The sequence below is a fragment of the Pseudomonas sp. G(2018) genome (genome assembly GCF_005502415.1).
Classification (GTDB): Bacteria; Pseudomonadota; Gammaproteobacteria; order Pseudomonadales; family Pseudomonadaceae; genus Aquipseudomonas.
This window is the reverse complement of sequence record NZ_SCOO01000004.1, coordinates 190,358-206,569: the sequence shown is the minus strand read 5'-3', so window position 1 is coordinate 206,569 and position 16,212 is coordinate 190,358. Positions and strand designations below refer to the sequence as shown.

Here is a 16,212-nt window from a genome sequence, read left to right as displayed (position 1 = left end):
TGCTCCCCATGTTGCTCAGTTATCTACGGCTGGTGTTGTTCGCGGCGGGCCTGTTGATCGGTGTCCAGGTGCCAGGGTTCATCAACGATTACGCCAAGCGGGTCGAAGCGCATCTGATTGAAGCGCAGACCGGTCTGAGCGGGTTCCAGGGCACCGCCAATCAGTTCTTCAAGGGCGATATGCAGGCACTGGTGGCTCATTATCGTGCCAGCGAAGACCCGATCTTCCGCAGCGACGCCGAAAGCCTGAACAATTTGCTGACCCGCCAGCAGGCCCTGGACAAGCAGTTCCAGGCGATGCAGGGGCCGTGGTACATCCGCTTGCTGCAAGTGGTGCTGGCCGCTGATCCGGATATTCGCAAGGAAACCTGGAATGGCTACAGCTACCAGATCCTGTTGACGCCGGAAGCGATGATCTGGGGCATGAGCGGTGCGTTGCTGCTGTCGTTCGGAATTGAATGCCTGTTCCGCTTGATCGACTGGGTGGTGCTGGGCGGCAAGCGCCTGCGCCAGAGTCGGCCGATCGAAGAGCGGGATTTTCGGGGGTTGTAACGATTGACGCGGTTCTTGTGGCGAAGGGATGAATCCCCTCGCCACACGATGCGATCAATCAGCCAGAATGATGTATTTATCACCCACCCTGCGCGCATATCCCTCCAGCACCTGCTGACACAACGCCACAATCTCCTCGACCCATTCCGCACCCACTCGCCATGACACCACCACCTGCAGGTTCGGCGGGCGCTGCTCGATGTCCAGCAAGGTCAGTTCCCCACGCGCCAGTTCCTCGGCCACCAGCACCGGTGGCAAGGCGCCGATGCCGAAACCATCGCGCAGCAACCGGGTAATCGCCGACACCGAGTTCACGCAGTTCAGCCTTGGCGCGATCACCCCGTTGGCCTGCATCAGGGCGAGTACTTCCTGGTGCGGATGAGAGTTTTTCGAGTAAGTAATGATCCGCTCGTTGGCCAGATCGGCGACGCCTGAATACTCACGGTTGTACAGCGAATTGCTGGCGACGATCCAGCCCATGGGGTGGCTGGCCAGTTCCAGGCTGCGCACGCTTTCCTGGCGCAACAGATCGGTTTGCAGGATTACATCAAGGAAGCCTTTTTGCAGCTGATCGCAGAGGTTGAGCGACGTATCGGCCACCAATTCGATTTCCACCAAGGGGTAGTGATCGGTCATCTGCGCGACCAACGGGCTGAGCCAGGTGTGGATCACGGTATCCATCACGCCGATGCGCACACGTCCGGCCTTGCTCGAACGGGTTTCGATCGAGTGCTTGAGCGCCTGCATGGTGTCCATCATCTGCTCGGCGTAATCGAGCACTTTCAGACCCTCGGGCGTCAAGCTCACCCCCCGCGAATCACGCAGGAACAGCTTCACCCCGAGCTCGCCTTCAAGCACGGCGATGCGGCTGGAAATCGACGCCTGGGTGGTGAAGAGCTTGTCGGCGGTGAGGCGGAAACTCTTGAGCCGGGCGACCCAGACAAAGGTCTCGAGAAACTTCAGGTTCATGGGATAAAGATTTCTTATGCCTAAGGCGGGTTTTTATTAGTTGGACGCGGCAGGGTGACGCACCCAAGAATCAGGCCATCCGGTTCCCACGATAGGCGTCGTCGGGGCTCAGAACAATACCAATAAAATCAGCGCGGAGATTTGCCATGAGTGCGCCCGACACCACCGCCATTCCGAAAGCCACCGCTCGCCCGGGACCTTTCGACTGGTATCGCAACATCAATCAGCAGGAACGCCGCACCTTCTGGAGCTGCAAGATCGGCTATGGCCTGGACGGCATGGACACCCAGATGCTCAGCTTTGTGGTGCCGACGCTGATTGCCATGTGGGGCATCACCACCGGGCAGGCCGGGCTGATTCACACCAGCACCCTGATCGCTTCGGCCATCGGTGGCTGGGTGGCGGGTATTCTCTCCGATCGCATCGGCCGCGTCCGCACGCTGCAACTGACGGTGCTGTGGTTTGCCTTCTTCACCTTTCTCTGCGGTTTCGCCCAGAACTACGAGCAACTGCTGATCGCGCGCACCCTGATGGGCTTCGGTTTCGGTGGCGAGTGGACCGCCGGTGCGGTGCTGATCGGTGAAGTGATCCGGGCCAAGGACCGCGGCAAGGCCGTGGGCATGGTCCAGTCCGGTTGGGCATTGGGCTGGGGCCTGACGGCGATTCTGTATGCGTTGCTGTTTTCGGTCATGCCGCCGGAGGACGCCTGGCGCGCACTGTTCATCCTCGGCATCGTGCCGGCGGTGTTCGTGATCTTCGTCCGTCGCCTGGTCAAGGACCCGGAAATCTATCGCGAAGCCAAAGCCAAGGAAGCCCCGAGCAACCCCTCGAAGTTCTATGAGATCTTCGCTCCGGGCATGCTGTTCACCACGATCCGTGCTTCGTTGCTGACCACCGGTGCCCTGGGCGGTTACTACGCGATCACCTCCTGGCTGCCGACCTTTCTGAAGAACGAACGCGGTTTGAGCGTACTCGGCACCGGCGGTTATCTGGCGATGGTGATTGTCGGCTCCTACGTCGGTTACGTCATCAGCGCCTATCTGACTGACATCCTCGGGCGCAAAAAGAACTTCATCCTGTTCGCGGTTGGCTCATTCACCATCGTCTTGCTGTACACCCAATTGCCGGTCAGTAACGGCGTGATGCTGTGGCTGGGCTTTCCGCTGGGCTTCTTCGCTTCGGGGATTTTCAGCGGCATGGGTTCGTTCCTGACGGAGCTGTTCCCTACCCGCATCCGCGGTTCGGGCCAGGGTTTCTGCTACAACATCGGTCGTGCGCTGGCGGCGTTGTTCCCGCTGCTGATCGGTCTGCTCAGCCAGACCGTGCCGCTGAGTGTGGGCATCGGTGCCTTTGCGGCAGTGTCCTACGGCGTGGTGATCCTCGCGGCCCTGAGCCTGCCGGAAACCCGTGGCAAGCAACTCGACGCCCAGTAACGGATAACCTGCGGACCTGTCTAACGGATAGGTCCTGCAGCTAAAAAGAATAAAGCCTACAGGAGTGTTCATCGTGAGCCGCCTGCTATTGAACTGCGACATCGGCGAGAGTTTCGGTAACTGGACCATGGGTCTGGACGCGGAAGTCATGCCCTTCATCGATTGCGCCAACATCGCCTGCGGTTTCCATGCCGGCGACCCGAGCATCATGCGCAAGACCGTCAGTCTGGCCCTCAGCCACGGTGTGCAGATTGGCGCCCATCCGGCTTATCAGGACCTGGTGGGGTTCGGCCGCCGTTCCATGGCCTATGCCACCCAGGAACTTCAGGACATTCTGCATTACCAGATCGGCGCCCTCGACGGCATCTGCCGGGCCCAGGGCGGCCGGGTCAGTTACGTCAAACCCCACGGCGCGATGTACAACGACATGATGGCCAACCCGGCGCAGTTGCGTGCGGTGCTGCAGGCCGTGGCCGCTTATGACCGCAGCTTGCCGTTGATGTTGATGGCCACCCGCGACAACAGTGCGGCGCAGCAGTTGGGCGATGAGTACGGCGTAACCCTGTGGTTCGAGGCCTTCGCCGACCGCGCCTATGACAGCGCCGGCAGACTGGTCTCGCGGAGCTTGCCAGGTGCGGTGCATCACGATCCGGAGAAAATCATCGAGCAGGCGTTGATCATTGCCCGTGGCGACCACCTCACCGCCAGCGACGGCAGCGCTCTGCATTTGCAGGCCAACACCCTCTGCGTGCACGGTGACAACGCCAGTTCGGTCGCTGCCGTACGACGCATTCGTGAAGCGTTGAATGCGCAGAGTGCGCCATGAAGCTGCGGGTGGAAGTGGTCGCGCTCGATTGCCTGATGGTGCGCCTGTTTGATGAAATCGCCGAAGCCAACATGCCGTGGATGCTGGCGGCCAGCGAAAGCCTGCGGGCCGCGTTCGCTGGACACTTGATCGATCTGGTGCCGTCCTACACGACCTTGATGGTGCATTACGACCTGACCGCGTTGAGCCCGGTGCAGGCCCGGGAGTTGATCGCGGAAGCCTTGATCGACCTGTCGCCCAACGCGCGTACCCGCGGCACCTGCCATGTGTTGCCGGTGTGGTACGACTTGAGCGTCGGTCCTGAACTGACTCTGTTGTCGCAGCGCAGTGGACTGGCGGTGGAGGAGGTGATACGCCGTCACAGCGAGCGCGAGTATCAGGTGTTCGCCCTGGGTTTCGCACCGGGGTTCGCTTTCATGGGGCTGGTGGAGGAAGTACTCGCCGCGCCACGTTTGAACACGCCACGCAAGAAAGTCGCCGCCGGCAGTGTCGGCATCGCCGAACGACAGACAGCGGCCTATCCGGTGGTATCGCCGGGCGGCTGGAACCTGATCGGTCGCACCCCGGCCAAATTGTTCGACCGCAACCGTGACGGCTATAGCTTGATGCAACCGGGTGACACTGTGCGCTTCGAAGCGGTTGGCCATGCCGAGTTCATCAACCTGGGTGGCGACGACACGCCTCTGGAGGCCCTGGCATGAGCCGTTTGACGATTGAAGCAAGTACGCCGCTGTGTCTGTTGCAGGATGCCGGGCGATTCGGCGTGCGACATTTGGGTGTGACCCAAGGTGGCGGGCTGGATTGGCGCTCGATGTCCTGGGCCAACTGGCTGCTGGGTAACGGGCTGGATGCGCCGGTCATAGAAATCACCCTCGGCGGGTTCACCGTGGTGGCGCAAGACGATTGCGTGCTGGCGCTGGCCGGTGCGGATCTGGGCGCGCAGGTGGACGGTGAGCCACTGGCACCGTGGCGCAGCTTCAGGCTGCATAAAGGTCAGACTTTGCAATTCACTCAGCCATTGCTCGGCGCTCGCGCCTATCTGGCCGCGCCGGGTGGCTTTGATGCCCCTAAGGTGCTGGGCAGCAGTTCGACGGTCGTTCGCGAAGAACTCGGTGGTCTGGATGGCATGGGCCGTGCACTGAGTAAAGGCGCGTGTTTGAACTATTCGGGCAATTCGGTGATGCTGCTGCGGGAGTTGTCGCCGGAACAAAGACCGGACCTGAGCCTCGATTCACCTTTGGACCTGGTGCTCGGTGCACAAATCGGTGAGTTCAGCGGGCAAAGCCTGTTCGATGCGTTCAATAGCGTATGGAACCTCGACAGCCGCGCCGACCGAATGGGCATTCGTCTGTTGGGTACGGCGTTGCAGTACCAGGGCAAACCGATGATTTCCGAAGGCATCCCACTGGGCGCGGTCCAGGTGCCACCGGACGGGCAGCCGATCGTGTTGCTCAATGATCGGCAGACCATTGGCGGTTATCCGCGGTTGGGAGCGTTGACGCCGCTGGCACTGGCTCGGTTGGCGCAGTGCCTGCCGGGGGCGCAGGTACGGTTGCGGCCGGTGGTGCAGGAGTTGGCGCATCGCGAACAAGTCGAGTATTTGCGCAGGTTTGCGAACCTTTAAAAGCATCGCGGGCAAGCCCGCTCCCACAGGATTTCCACGTGACCTGTGGGAGCGGGCTTGCCCGCGATGACGCCAGTCCAGACAGCCGAGATTATTTGGAAAGAAACCGCATCCCTTCCTCCAACCCCCGCAAGGTCAGCGGATACATCTGATCTTCGATCAGATCGCGAACGATATTGGTCGACGAGGTGTAGCCCCAAGTGTCTTTCGGATACGGGTTAATCCAGATGAGCTTCTTGTACTTCTCCCTGAACCGCTGCATCCACACATAACCGGCTTCTTCGTTCCAGTGTTCGACGCTGCCGCCCGGCTGGGTGATTTCGTAGGGCGCCATGGCGGCATCGCCGATGAAGATCACTTTGTAGTCGGCGCCATACTTGTGCAACAGGTCCATGGTCGACGTGCGCTCGGAGGTACGGCGCATGTTGTTCTTCCACACTGATTCATAAATGAAGTTGTGGAAGTAGAAGTACTCCAGGTGCTTGAACTCGGTCTTGCAGGCCGAGAACAGCTCTTCGCAGATCTTCACGTGAGCGTCCATCGAACCGCCGATATCGAAAAGCAGCAGCAACTTGACCGTGTTGCGACGCTCGGGGCGCATCTGAATGTTCAGTAGGCCTGCATCGCGAGCGGTGTGGTCGATGGTGCCGTCAATGTCCAGCTCTTCCGCGGCGCCTTGACGGGCGAATTTACGCAATCGGCGCAGGGCAACCTTGATGTTGCGCGTGCCGAGTTCCACCGAATCATCGAGGTTCTTGTACTCGCGCTGATCCCAGACCTTGGCAGCCTTGCCCTGGCGTTTGCCAGCATCGCCAACCCGAATGCCTTCCGGGTTGAAACCGCCGGAACCGAACGGGCTGGTACCACCGGTGCCGATCCATTTGTTGCCACCGGCATGGCGTTCCTTCTGCTCTTCCAGGCGTTTCTTGAACTCTTCGATCAGTTTGTCCAGGCCGCCGAGGGACTGGATCGCCGCCCGCTCTTCGTCGGTCAGGGAGCGTTCGAACTCCTTGCGCAGCCAGTCTTCGGGAATCAGTGCCTGCAAGTGGTCGTCGAGCTTTTCCAGGCCATTGAAGTAGGCACCGAATGCGCGGTCGAATTTGTCGAAATGCCGTTCGTCCTTCACCAGAATCGCCCGGGACAAGTAATAGAACTCGTCCATGTCGGCGAAGGTCACGCGCTGTTTCAGCGCGTTGATCAGGTCCAGCAGCTCACGCACCGAGACCGGGACCTTGGCTGCACGCATTTCATTGAACAGATTGAGCAACATGGCGTTGGCCTCTGCTTAGCGACTGCCGCGACGACTCATGAATGCCAGGCGTTCAAGCAATTGCACGTCCTGTTCGTTCTTCACCAAAGCGCCGGCCAGCGGCGGGATGGCCTTGGTCGGATCGCGTTCGCGCAGCACTGCTTCGCCAATGTTGTCGGCCATCAACAGTTTCAGCCAGTCCACCAGTTCGGAAGTCGAGGGCTTCTTCTTCAGGCCAGGCACCTTGCGCACGTCGAAGAATACGTCCAGCGCTTCGCTGACCAGGTCCTTCTTGATGTCCGGGTAGTGCACGTCGACGATCCGCTGCATCGTGACGCGATCCGGGAACGCGATGTAGTGGAAGAAGCAACGGCGCAGGAAGGCGTCCGGCAGCTCTTTTTCGTTGTTGGAGGTAATAATGATGATCGGACGCTTCTTGGCCTTGATGGTCTCGTCGGTCTCGTAAACGTAGAACTCCATCTTGTCGAGTTCTTGCAGCAGGTCGTTGGGGAACTCGATGTCGGCCTTGTCGATTTCGTCGATCAACAGGATTACCCGCTCTTCGGATTCGAAAGCCTCCCAGAGCTTGCCCTTTTTCAGGTAATTACGAACGTCGTGGACCTTTTCCGTGCCCAGCTGCGAATCGCGCAGGCGGCTGACGGCGTCGTACTCGTAAAGACCTTGATGGGCCTTGGTGGTGGACTTGATGTGCCAGGTGATCAGCTTGGCGCCAAAGGATTCGGCCAGTTGCTCGGCGAGCATGGTCTTGCCGGTGCCCGGTTCGCCCTTGACCAGCAGCGGCCGCTCCAGGGTGATGGCGGCGTTGACCGCCAGCTTCAGGTCATCGGTGGCGACGTAGGCCTGGGTGCCTTCGAACTTCATCTGCTAATCCTCGAACGGTGACGCCGACCTGAACGAGGCAGGGCGGTGCGCAATAAATGGTCAGCCCCGACTATAACGCGGTGTCCGGTCGACTGTGAACGCAGACGGCTTATTCAGTCTCTGAATGGGGCGTCACATCTTGACTCGGTCTCGGCGCTTGGCCAGTATTGATGTATCGCCATTTTGGCGATAGCTTGCAAAACATGTCTACTAAATACCGATTTCGAGATACGTATCGCATTCAGTTGCGTGAAAAGGACCATCCGCCGCCCCACGTCCATCTGACCGGCGGCGGAGTAGACGTCATGCTGAACCTGGAAACCGTCGAGGTCATGGTGGGCAAGGCACCGCCGCTGATTATCAAGGAAGCGCTGGCCTGGGTCAGTGCGCATCAGGCGCAATTGCTGGAGGATTGGAAACGATGTTACCCATGAAGCGGCCACGGCTGTCGGCGGTGCAGGTGCTGGGGGATTACCACCTGGCGCTGACCTTTATCGACGGCCAACGACTGACCCTCGATTTGAGCCATGACCTGCAGGCTTTTCCGGGATTGCAACCATTGCAGGGGAGTGCCTTCGACGGTGCCGTGTTAGGCGATGACGGATGGTGGGTGGAATGGCCTGCGCAGGATATCCAGATCGGTGCCGACACTCTGTATCTGGATGCACTCGCGCAAAACGCATCCGACGAAAACACCCGAATTTTCATCGACTGGCGCGCTCGCACCGGATTGCCGCTCAATCAGGCCGCTGAAGCATTAGGGGTCAGTACTCGCAGCATTAGCCGCTACAGCAGCGGTCGGGAAGCGGTGCCGCGTTCATTGGCCCTGGCTTGCCTGGGCTGGGACTATTTGCAACAGCAATCCCGGGTGCCACGAGCCGCCGAAGCAACGGGCCGCTACACCGTTACCCGCAAACGTTAACCGGCATCCGGTTTCGGCCGTTCATAGCGCGCGTTGAATGCTTCGATGAAGCCATTACGCAAAATCTTCAAAAAAGCCTCGAACGCGCTGATATCTCGCCGGTGTACGTTGCCCCTCAGTTCGACACGGGTGGCAAACTGGTTCTTGCCCTGGTTTTTCAGCACGGTTTCGGAGCCACCGACGATGGCTTCCCAAATGGAGCGGAAAATCCCTTTGTCCTTGTTTTCCACGTCCTGCTGCCAATTGAATACGTCGACGTCCCTCAGCAGCGGTTTGATGTAACCGGTCAATTTGGCTTTCTGGGCCTTCGCTTCGATTACCACGTCGCCGTGGCCGGCATTGAAGTCGAACTTGCCGTAGGCCGAAGCGAAATCGTTCATGCGTTTGAGCTCGATGTCCTTGACCCGCAAACGAAACTCGAAGTCTTCGAAATTACTCAGCGGGTCGAACGTCGCGGTGGTTTCCAGCGGTGCATGCCCCAGTAGCAGCGCCTTGCCTTCGAAACGGGCGTCGCGCTTGCCTTTGGTGTCGACCACGTTGGTCAGGTTGTAGATGCTGGCATCGACCTTGGTGGCGTTCATGTTCACAGGTGGTTTGGAATTGAAGTTGCGAAAGCTGATTTTGCCGTCATCGATCCGCACTTCGTTCAAGGTGATCGGCAGCAGTTTTCCCAATTGCGCACGCCAGTCGGTACCCTCACCAGTCTGGGAGTTCTTTTTGTTGGCGCCGCCGTCGACGAAATTCACTTCGGGATTGATGAACAGCACCTCGGCCACCACGGCGTGGTCGTGCCAGAGGGAACGCCAGCTGACGGAAAGGTCTATCAACGGTGCATTAACGAACGGTACTGGCACCTTGCCGTCGACCTTGACGATTTTCAGGCCGTTGATTTTATAGGCACCGCGCCACAGGGCCAGGTCCACGTCGGCAATCTGCCCCCGGTAGTCGCCCATGTCCGCCAGTTTATCGTTGAGGTAGTCGCGCACCAGCCAGGGCAGGGCGAAGTGCAGGGTTATCAGCAGCACAGCGAGGCCGCAGAGTGTCCACAGGGGCCAGCTGTATAGACGTTTCATGGTGGCAAATCTCTGGCGATCTAAAGCCATTGACTGCGCTGATAACCGGACGTTCGACCTGACTGGACGCCCGCGGGCAACAGGCATACCTTGATGCGCTTAATAAATGCTGTATCAAGGACCCAGCCATGAGTCGTATTTTCGCAGACAACGCCCATTCCATCGGCAATACGCCGCTGGTGCAGATCAACCGAATCGCGCCGCGCGGTGTGACCATCCTGGCCAAGATCGAAGGGCGCAACCCTGGTTATTCGGTCAAGTGCCGGATCGGCGCGAACATGATCTGGGACGCGGAAAGCACCGGAAAACTCAAGCCTGGCATGACCATCGTCGAACCGACCTCCGGTAATACCGGCATCGGCCTGGCCTTCGTGGCCGCCGCTCGGGGTTACAAACTGATGCTGACCATGCCTTCGTCCATGAGCATCGAACGACGCAAGGTACTCAAGGCACTGGGTGCGGAATTGGTGCTGACTGAACCGGCCAAGGGCATGAAGGGCGCCATCGAAAAGGCGGGTGAAATCGTTGCCGGCGATCCGTCCAAATACTTCATGCCGGCTCAGTTCGATAACCCGGCCAACCCTGCCATCCACGAAAAAACCACCGGGCCCGAGATCTGGAACGACACCGACGGTGCCGTTGATGTGTTGGTGTCAGGCGTAGGAACGGGCGGAACCATCACCGGCGTTTCGCGGTATATCAAGAATACCCAGGGAAAACCGATCATCTCGGTGGCGGTGGAGCCCGCCGTTTCGCCGGTGATCACCCAGGCCTTGGCCGGTGAAGAGATCAAGCCCAGCCCGCACAAGATCCAAGGTATCGGTGCCGGTTTTGTGCCGAAGAACCTGGACCTGTCGATGGTCGACCGGGTGGAATTGGTCAGCGATGAGGAATCGAAGGCCATGGCCCTGCGTTTGATGCAGGAAGAAGGGATTCTGTGCGGTATTTCCTGCGGCGCGGCAATGGCGGTGGCGGTTCGATTGGCCGAGACCCCGGAAATGCAGGGCAAGACCATCGTAGTGGTTCTGCCGGATTCTGGAGAGCGTTACTTGTCGAGCATGCTGTTCAGCGATTTGTTTACCGAGCAGGAGAACCAGCAGTAACGCTTGGGATATGCGGCACCCATTCAGACGTCATCGCGGGCAAGGATTACCCGCGATGGACCGCGCATCGGTCTCTGAACAAATAGCGTGGTGCAGTTCAGCGGGCGTTCAGCCGCCCTGTGTCAAGAAGGGTTTATTGCACAATCCTTAACACTGAATGTTGGAAGAGGCGGGTTATTCCCGAAGTGGGTAGTGTTTATCATGCCGGCTGCAACGTCGGGTAAATGGCGTTGTGCAAAGTGTCAATTATCAAGGAGTTGTTGATGACCCTTTCCTTTGCCGCGAAGGCGTCAGTGTTGCTGCTGTTCTTCGGCAGTACGCTTTATGTGCATTTGCGCGGCAAGGTGCGGTTGCCGGTCTTGCGTCAATTCGTCAACCATTCTGCGCTGTTCGCGCCCTATAACGCATTGATGTACCTGTTCTCCCGCGTGCCTTCCAAACCCTATCTGGACCGCAGCAAGTTCCCTGAGCTGAATGTGCTTAAGGACAACTGGGAAGTTATTCGCGACGAAGCGATGCACCTGTTCGACGAGGGTTATATCCGCGCCGCCGAGAGGAACAACGATGCCGGTTTCGGCTCGTTTTTCAAGAAGGGCTGGAAGCGCTTCTACCTCAAGTGGTACGACAAACCGCTGCCGTCAGCCGAACTCTTGTGCCCGAAAACCGTGGCATTGCTCAGCGGCATTCCCAACGTCAAAGGCGCCATGTTCGCGCTGATGCCGGGCGGCAGTCATCTCAACCCGCACCGCGATCCGTTCGCCGGTTCCCTGCGTTACCACCTTGGCCTGTCGACACCCAACGCCGACGATTGCCGCATCTTTGTCGACGGTCAGGCTTATGCCTGGCGCGATGGCGAAGACGTGATGTTCGATGAGACCTATGTGCATTGGGTCAAGAACGAAACCGACAAGACGCGCGTCATTCTGTTTTGCGACATCGAACGACCGCTGAGCAACCGCTTTATGATCCGCATCAACCGCTCGATCAGTGCTTTTCTGGGCCGTGCGACCGCGCCGCAAAACCTGGATGACGAGCGGGTGGGCGGGATCAATCAGGTTTATGCATGGAGCAAGAACTCCAGTGACAAAGTCAGTGGCGCGGTCAAGCAGTGGAAGCGGCGCAATCCCAAGGCGTATCGTGTGCTGCGTCCGGTGTTGGCGGTAGTCGTGCTGACGTTATTGGGGTATTGGTTGTTTGGATGATACGAACTCAGGTAACCGTTCAAGTCATTGCAATCCATGTCTCGCGCTGGTTATAGTCGGCGCACAGTGAGTTCCCGAACCCACTTTTTCATCCCTCTACAAAAGATCAGCCCAATGCCTGCATCCCAGATCAACGCGGTAGTCGATTCAGCGGTCAACGCTGGCGTCGTGCCGTGCGGGAGTCAGCAGCCTGTGCAGATCAGTCATTACCCACCACCTGTCAGTAGCACGCCGGTGTGCGCAGTCGTATCACCGCCGGGCGTTGGCGTTTCGGGCTGATCAGCTTTTTTGCTGTTCCCCCCGCGCCCACCTGAACACAACTACTGAATTTCAGCCTCGGCTGAGTTGGCTTTTTATTGCCTGACTACAGGTGGTACTCATGTTTGTCCTTACTCAAAAGTCCGCGCTCGCGGCGGCTTCCACGAGCCTGTTCGTCCTGCTGTGGAGCAGCGGGGCGATCTTCTCCAAATGGGGGCTGGCCCATGCGGCGCCCTTTGCCTTTCTGCTGGTGCGCTTTGTCATTGCCTTGTGCGGTCTGTTGTTGCTGGTGCCGTTGCTCAAGCTGAAGTTACCCAAGGGTGGAAGGCCGATGCTCTACGCGATGTCCACCGGGATCGTATTGCTGGGGGCTTATCAGATTTTTTATCTGCTGGCCCTGGACCTGAAAGTCACACCCGGTGTGATGGCGACCATCATGGGGGTGCAACCCATTCTCACGGTGGTGATCATGGAGCGTCAGCGATCAGCCAGCCGCCTGTTTGGCTTGGCGCTTGGGTTGGCCGGGTTGATCATGGTGGTTTTCCAGGGTATCGGTCTGGCCGGCATGTCATTGGCCGGGATGCTTTTCGGTTTGCTGGCGCTGGCGAGCATGACGTTCGGTTCGATCATGCAGAAGCGCATCACCGACAATCCCCTCGGCACGCTGCCGGTGCAGTACCTGGCTGGTTTGTTGCTGTGCGGGATCTTCGTGCCGTTCCAGCCCTTTCACTTCGAGCACAACAGCGGTTTTATCGTGCCGGTGTTGTGGATGGGGCTGGTGGTGTCGGTGTTGGCGACCTTGCTGCTGTACCGTTTGATCGCCCGGGGCAACCTGGTGAATGTCACCAGCCTGTTTTACCTGGTGCCGGCGGTGACGGCGGTGATGGATTACCTGTTTTTCGGTAATCGCTTGGCGACGTTGAGCATGCTGGGCATGCTGTTGATCATCGTCGGTCTGGTGTTTGTGTTCCGTAAAACGGCGTAAGCCTGTGAAGGCCCGGAGCATTGTTCCGGGCCTTTTTCATTTGCTCAGCACATGCTCGGCCCGCACCGAATTCATGAACGCCTGCATCGCCGACGATTGGATGCGGTGACGCCGTGTGATCAGCCCGTAGGGTGGCAATCGCGCTTCGAACTTGATCGGCAACACGGCCAGCAAATCGCGGCCGGGATAATCCTCGACCACCGACACCGGTGTCACGCCAAGCATGTCGGTCTGCTGGATCAATGAGAGCAAGGTCATGATCGAGGTGGTTTCGACGATGCTGCTGGGGATATCGACCCGTGCGTTGTGGAACACCTGATTGATGATCGCGCGCATCGGGCTGGGATGCTGTTGCAGCACCCAGGTCTGATGTTGTAACTCGGCCCAACTCAGTTGCTGTTCTTGCGCCAGCGGGTTTTGCGCGCCGCAAATCACGCACAAGGCTTCTTCGCCGAGGCTGTCGAACAGTAATTCCTCGGCCCGGGCACCGGCCGGAATCCGCCCCAACACGATGTCCAGTTGATCCTGCAACAGTGCCTGCACCAGCACGTCACTGGTGTCGACCTGAATGCTCATGGACAACCGCGGATGGCTCTGTTTCAAGGTCGCGATGGTGCGGGTCAGAAGGCCCGACGCCAGCGCCGGAATTGCACCGACCGCCACCCGACCAAGGTTGCCGGATTCGAGTGCCACCAACTCCTCGCGCATGCCGCTGAGTTCAGCGAAGACCATGCGTGCGTAGTAGATGACGGTTTCCCCGAACGGAGTTGAACGCATGCCCCGGGGCAGGCGCTCGAAGAGTTCAACGCCGAGCAGGTCCTCAGCCTCATGCAGCATCTTGGTGGCTGCCGGCTGAGTCATGCCGATGTGGTCGGCGGCACGGCGCAACGATCCGAATTCCTGCAACGCCAGCATCAGCCGTAGTTGGCGCAGTCGCAGTCGACTGTGGATCATATTGGCAACAGGAATTCGGGTCATGGGCCGCGCTCGCAGAAAGGTCTGCGGCAAGCCTGACAACAAATGTCAGGCGTTGCCAGCATTGCTGTGTCAAAGCACCGATTTTGGCTTGGCGACAGGGGATTTTCGCAGGCCCATCAGGGTTTGCAGCGCTTTGGAAATCAATGGCCAGAACAGCATCAGCAGTGCCGCCGTGGTCAGGCTGCCCACCAACGGGTTGGACCAGAAAATCCCCAATTGTCCGTCAGAGAACAGCATCGACTGGCGGAATGCATCTTCGGCCTTGTCGCCGAGTACCGCGGCCAGTACCAGCGGGGCGATCGGGTAGCCAAGCTTCTTGAACAGATACCCCAGCGCGCCGAAGCCGAGCATCAGCACCACGTCGAAAAACGAGTTGTGCACCGAGTACGCACCGATGGCGCACACCATGATGATGATCGGGGCGATGATCGAGAACGGAATGCGCAGGATCGAGGCGAACAACGGCACGGTAGCCAACACCACGATCAGGCTCACCACATTACCCAGGTACATGCTGGCGATCAGGCCCCAGACAAAATCATGCTGTTCGACGAACAGCGTCGGGCCGGGATGCAGGCCCCAGATCATCAGGCCACCGAGCATCACCGCCGCCGTGGCTGAACCGGGAATGCCCAGGGTCAGCATCGGCAACAGGGCGCTGGTGCCGGCGGCGTGGTCGGCGGTTTCCGGGGCGATCACGCCTTCGAGTTCGCCCTTGCCGAAGTTGTCGCGCTTCTTCGAGAAACGCCGTGCCAGGCTGTAGCTCATGAATGAAGCCGCCGTCGGACCGCCAGGGGTAATCCCCATCCAGCAACCGACCAGGGTGCTGCGCACAATGGTCCACCAATAGCGGGGCAACTTGGCCCAGGTACGCAGAATCACCATCGGTGTAATGCGCGCATGCTCGCCACGGAACACCAGGCCTTCTTCTACCGTGCAGAGGATCTCGCCGATACCGAACAAACCGATCACCGCTACTTCGAAACTGATGCCGGTCATCAGTATCGGCTGGTCGAAGGTCAGGCGCAGGTTGCCGGAGACGGTGTCCATGCCGACCGCCGCCATGGCGAAGCCGATCATCATCGCCACGACGGTTTTCAGCGGCGGGTTCTTGCTCATGCCGATGAAAGTGCAGAACGCCAACAGGTACACCGCGAAGAACTCCGGCGAACTGAACGACATGGCGAACTCGGCAATCCGGGTCGACAGGAAGGTCAGCAACAAGACACCGGCCAGGGCGCCGATCAGTGCCGAACTGAATGCGGCGGTGAGGGCTTCGGCGGCGCGACCTTCACGAGCCATCGGGTAGCCGTCGAACGTCGTCGCCACCGATGAGGGCTCGCCGGGAATGTTGAACAGGATCGAGGTGATTGAACCGCCGAACAGCGCGCCCCAATACATGCACGACAGCAAAATGATCGCCGACACCGGCGACATGGTGAACGTCAGAGGCAGCAACAGAGCCACGCCATTGGGGGCGCCGAGGCCGGGCAACACGCCGACCAGAATGCCCAGTAGCACGCCGACCACCATCAGGCCGATGTGGCCCGGAGTCAGGATCAGGTTCATGCCTTGCAGCAGGGAATCGAATTCGCTCATTTGAAGTTTCTCCCGGCCAGGGCAATCCAGTCGCCCATCGGGCCGGCATCCAGCGGGACCTTGAACCACAGCGCAAAAATCAGGTAACTGGCGAGTACCGCGCCGAGGGACACGCCAGCGATCATCCATTTGCCATAGGGCTTGGCGCGGGTGGTGTCACGCCACATGAACCAGGCGATGAACACCGCCGAGGCGAGGTAAATGCCAGTGATTGGCATCGCACCGACGAACAACGCAATCGGCACGAACACCGACAACACTTGCTTGAACGCACTGCGACTGACAAAGGCAACACTCAGGGCTTGCCAGCGCACCAGCGTCAATACGCCATTGGCGACGCTTGCGGCACTCAACAGCAGGCCGATATAGAAGGGGAAGTAACCCGGCTCGGGGCCGGCATCACCCCAGCCGATACCTTGTTCGATGCTGCCGAACATCACCACCACGCCAATCAGGGTGGTGAACAGCGTCAGGCCGAGTTCAACCCAGCGGGTGCCGACCAGCGCCGGTGAATCCGAAGAATGGGACATGAATCACCTCCAGCAGGTGAAGGCCGTT

At 59.3% G+C, this 16,212-nt stretch carries 17 protein-coding genes; 10 read left to right on the top strand and 7 right to left on the bottom strand.

Annotation, left to right across the window (positions count from 1 at the left end):
- Window positions 1–8 precede the first annotated feature (8 nt).
- Window positions 9–551: a DUF2937 family protein gene (locus tag FFS64_RS06010; RefSeq protein ID WP_137804600.1), complete on the top strand. Its 543-nt coding sequence runs from the start codon at window positions 9–11 to the stop codon at window positions 549–551.
- A gap of 54 nt (window positions 552–605) precedes the next feature.
- Here FFS64_RS06010 and FFS64_RS06005 read toward each other — a convergent pair whose 3' ends face one another.
- Window positions 606–1,520: a LysR family transcriptional regulator gene (locus FFS64_RS06005; protein WP_137804599.1), complete on the bottom strand. Its 915-nt coding sequence runs from the start codon at window positions 1,518–1,520 to the stop codon at window positions 606–608.
- Window positions 1,521–1,666: 146 nt separating this feature from the next.
- On the opposite strand from FFS64_RS06005, the gene FFS64_RS06000 reads away from it, so the two are divergent.
- The 4 genes from FFS64_RS06000 to FFS64_RS05985 all read left to right on the top strand — a co-directional run bounded on the left by FFS64_RS06000 (window position 1,667) and on the right by FFS64_RS05985 (window position 5,403).
- On the top strand, window positions 1,667–2,953 hold the full coding sequence (locus tag FFS64_RS06000; RefSeq protein ID WP_095195513.1) for an MFS transporter: 1,287 nt from the start codon (window positions 1,667–1,669) through the stop codon (window positions 2,951–2,953).
- A 73-nt stretch (window positions 2,954–3,026) separates the two neighbouring features.
- Window positions 3,027–3,779: a 5-oxoprolinase subunit PxpA gene (locus tag FFS64_RS05995; protein WP_095195514.1), complete on the top strand. Its 753-nt coding sequence runs from the start codon at window positions 3,027–3,029 to the stop codon at window positions 3,777–3,779.
- Entirely contained in the window at window positions 3,776–4,480 is a 705-nt protein-coding gene (locus FFS64_RS05990; RefSeq protein ID WP_137804598.1) for an allophanate hydrolase subunit 1, read from the top strand. Before FFS64_RS05995 ends, FFS64_RS05990 begins: the two co-directional genes overlap by 4 nt.
- Complete coding sequence (locus FFS64_RS05985) at window positions 4,477–5,403, top strand: biotin-dependent carboxyltransferase family protein (RefSeq protein ID WP_137804597.1); 927 nt, start codon at window positions 4,477–4,479, stop codon at window positions 5,401–5,403. Before FFS64_RS05990 ends, FFS64_RS05985 begins: the two co-directional genes overlap by 4 nt.
- Window positions 5,404–5,494: 91 nt before the next feature.
- Here FFS64_RS05985 and FFS64_RS05980 read toward each other — a convergent pair whose 3' ends face one another.
- Both FFS64_RS05980 and FFS64_RS05975 read right to left on the bottom strand, forming a co-directional pair.
- A complete protein-coding gene (locus FFS64_RS05980; protein WP_095195517.1) occupies window positions 5,495–6,673 on the bottom strand; it encodes a VWA domain-containing protein in 1,179 nt (392 codons plus the stop codon).
- A 15-nt stretch (window positions 6,674–6,688) separates the two neighbouring features.
- Entirely contained in the window at window positions 6,689–7,534 is an 846-nt protein-coding gene (locus FFS64_RS05975; RefSeq protein WP_095195518.1) for a MoxR family ATPase, read from the bottom strand.
- A 203-nt stretch (window positions 7,535–7,737) separates the two neighbouring features.
- On the opposite strand from FFS64_RS05975, the gene FFS64_RS05970 reads away from it, so the two are divergent.
- Both FFS64_RS05970 and FFS64_RS05965 read left to right on the top strand, forming a co-directional pair.
- A complete protein-coding gene (locus FFS64_RS05970) occupies window positions 7,738–7,968 on the top strand; it encodes a DUF4160 domain-containing protein (protein WP_137804596.1) in 231 nt (76 codons plus the stop codon).
- Window positions 7,956–8,456 (top strand): DUF2442 domain-containing protein, encoded by a 501-nt coding sequence (locus FFS64_RS05965; protein ID WP_137804595.1) that lies wholly within the window; start codon window positions 7,956–7,958, stop codon window positions 8,454–8,456. Before FFS64_RS05970 ends, FFS64_RS05965 begins: the two co-directional genes overlap by 13 nt.
- Here FFS64_RS05965 and FFS64_RS05960 read toward each other — a convergent pair.
- Window positions 8,453–9,529: a DUF748 domain-containing protein gene (locus tag FFS64_RS05960; protein ID WP_137804594.1), complete on the bottom strand. Its 1,077-nt coding sequence runs from the start codon at window positions 9,527–9,529 to the stop codon at window positions 8,453–8,455. The two genes, FFS64_RS05965 and FFS64_RS05960, sit on opposite strands and share 4 nt — an antisense overlap.
- Window positions 9,530–9,657: 128 nt before the next feature.
- On the opposite strand from FFS64_RS05960, the gene cysK reads away from it, so the two are divergent.
- The 3 genes from cysK to FFS64_RS05945 all read left to right on the top strand — a co-directional run bounded on the left by cysK (window position 9,658) and on the right by FFS64_RS05945 (window position 13,077).
- The gene (cysK, locus tag FFS64_RS05955) at window positions 9,658–10,632 is read left to right on the top strand and encodes a cysteine synthase A (protein WP_137804593.1); all 975 of its coding nucleotides are present in this window, start codon (window positions 9,658–9,660) and stop codon (window positions 10,630–10,632) included.
- Window positions 10,633–10,895: 263 nt separating this feature from the next.
- A complete protein-coding gene (locus tag FFS64_RS05950; RefSeq protein ID WP_137804592.1) occupies window positions 10,896–11,834 on the top strand; it encodes an aspartyl/asparaginyl beta-hydroxylase domain-containing protein in 939 nt (312 codons plus the stop codon).
- 379 nt (window positions 11,835–12,213) lie between these two features.
- Window positions 12,214–13,077, top strand: a complete 864-nt coding sequence (locus tag FFS64_RS05945) for a DMT family transporter (RefSeq protein WP_137804591.1) — start codon at window positions 12,214–12,216, stop codon at window positions 13,075–13,077.
- A 36-nt stretch (window positions 13,078–13,113) separates the two neighbouring features.
- Here the strand turns inward: FFS64_RS05945 and FFS64_RS05940 are convergent, their stop codons facing one another.
- From FFS64_RS05940 to FFS64_RS05930, 3 genes are all read right to left on the bottom strand, one after another.
- Window positions 13,114–14,055: a LysR family transcriptional regulator gene (locus tag FFS64_RS05940; protein WP_137804590.1), complete on the bottom strand. Its 942-nt coding sequence runs from the start codon at window positions 14,053–14,055 to the stop codon at window positions 13,114–13,116.
- A 69-nt stretch (window positions 14,056–14,124) separates the two neighbouring features.
- Window positions 14,125–15,654, bottom strand: coding sequence for a tripartite tricarboxylate transporter permease (locus tag FFS64_RS05935; protein WP_137804589.1), 1,530 nt, complete (start codon window positions 15,652–15,654; stop codon window positions 14,125–14,127).
- The gene (locus FFS64_RS05930; protein WP_137804588.1) at window positions 15,651–16,184 is read right to left on the bottom strand and encodes a tripartite tricarboxylate transporter TctB family protein; all 534 of its coding nucleotides are present in this window, start codon (window positions 16,182–16,184) and stop codon (window positions 15,651–15,653) included. Before FFS64_RS05930 ends, FFS64_RS05935 begins: the two co-directional genes overlap by 4 nt.
- Between the last annotated feature and the right edge of the window lie 28 nt (window positions 16,185–16,212).

What these genes read in the sequence shown, in the direction of transcription:
- FFS64_RS06005 (WP_137804599.1), bottom strand. Translation starts at nt 1,520, where the DNA reads ATGAACCTGAAGTTTCTCGAGACCTTTGTCTGGGTCGCCCGGCTCAAG.
- FFS64_RS05930 (WP_137804588.1), bottom strand. Translation starts at nt 16,184, where the DNA reads ATGTCCCATTCTTCGGATTCACCGGCGCTGGTCGGCACCCGCTGGGTT.
- cysK (WP_137804593.1), top strand. Translation starts at nt 9,658, where the DNA reads ATGAGTCGTATTTTCGCAGACAACGCCCATTCCATCGGCAATACGCCG.
- FFS64_RS05935 (WP_137804589.1), bottom strand. Translation starts at nt 15,654, where the DNA reads ATGAGCGAATTCGATTCCCTGCTGCAAGGCATGAACCTGATCCTGACT.
- FFS64_RS05980 (WP_095195517.1), bottom strand. Translation starts at nt 6,673, where the DNA reads ATGTTGCTCAATCTGTTCAATGAAATGCGTGCAGCCAAGGTCCCGGTC.
- FFS64_RS05960 (WP_137804594.1), bottom strand. Translation starts at nt 9,529, where the DNA reads ATGAAACGTCTATACAGCTGGCCCCTGTGGACACTCTGCGGCCTCGCT.
- FFS64_RS05970 (WP_137804596.1), top strand. Translation starts at nt 7,738, where the DNA reads ATGTCTACTAAATACCGATTTCGAGATACGTATCGCATTCAGTTGCGT.
- FFS64_RS05950 (WP_137804592.1), top strand. Translation starts at nt 10,896, where the DNA reads ATGACCCTTTCCTTTGCCGCGAAGGCGTCAGTGTTGCTGCTGTTCTTC.
- FFS64_RS06000 (WP_095195513.1), top strand. Translation starts at nt 1,667, where the DNA reads ATGAGTGCGCCCGACACCACCGCCATTCCGAAAGCCACCGCTCGCCCG.
- FFS64_RS05940 (WP_137804590.1), bottom strand. Translation starts at nt 14,055, where the DNA reads ATGACCCGAATTCCTGTTGCCAATATGATCCACAGTCGACTGCGACTG.
- FFS64_RS05975 (WP_095195518.1), bottom strand. Translation starts at nt 7,534, where the DNA reads ATGAAGTTCGAAGGCACCCAGGCCTACGTCGCCACCGATGACCTGAAG.
- FFS64_RS06010 (WP_137804600.1), top strand. Translation starts at nt 9, where the DNA reads ATGTTGCTCAGTTATCTACGGCTGGTGTTGTTCGCGGCGGGCCTGTTG.
- FFS64_RS05945 (WP_137804591.1), top strand. Translation starts at nt 12,214, where the DNA reads ATGTTTGTCCTTACTCAAAAGTCCGCGCTCGCGGCGGCTTCCACGAGC.
- FFS64_RS05965 (WP_137804595.1), top strand. Translation starts at nt 7,956, where the DNA reads ATGTTACCCATGAAGCGGCCACGGCTGTCGGCGGTGCAGGTGCTGGGG.
- FFS64_RS05985 (WP_137804597.1), top strand. Translation starts at nt 4,477, where the DNA reads ATGAGCCGTTTGACGATTGAAGCAAGTACGCCGCTGTGTCTGTTGCAG.
- FFS64_RS05990 (WP_137804598.1), top strand. Translation starts at nt 3,776, where the DNA reads ATGAAGCTGCGGGTGGAAGTGGTCGCGCTCGATTGCCTGATGGTGCGC.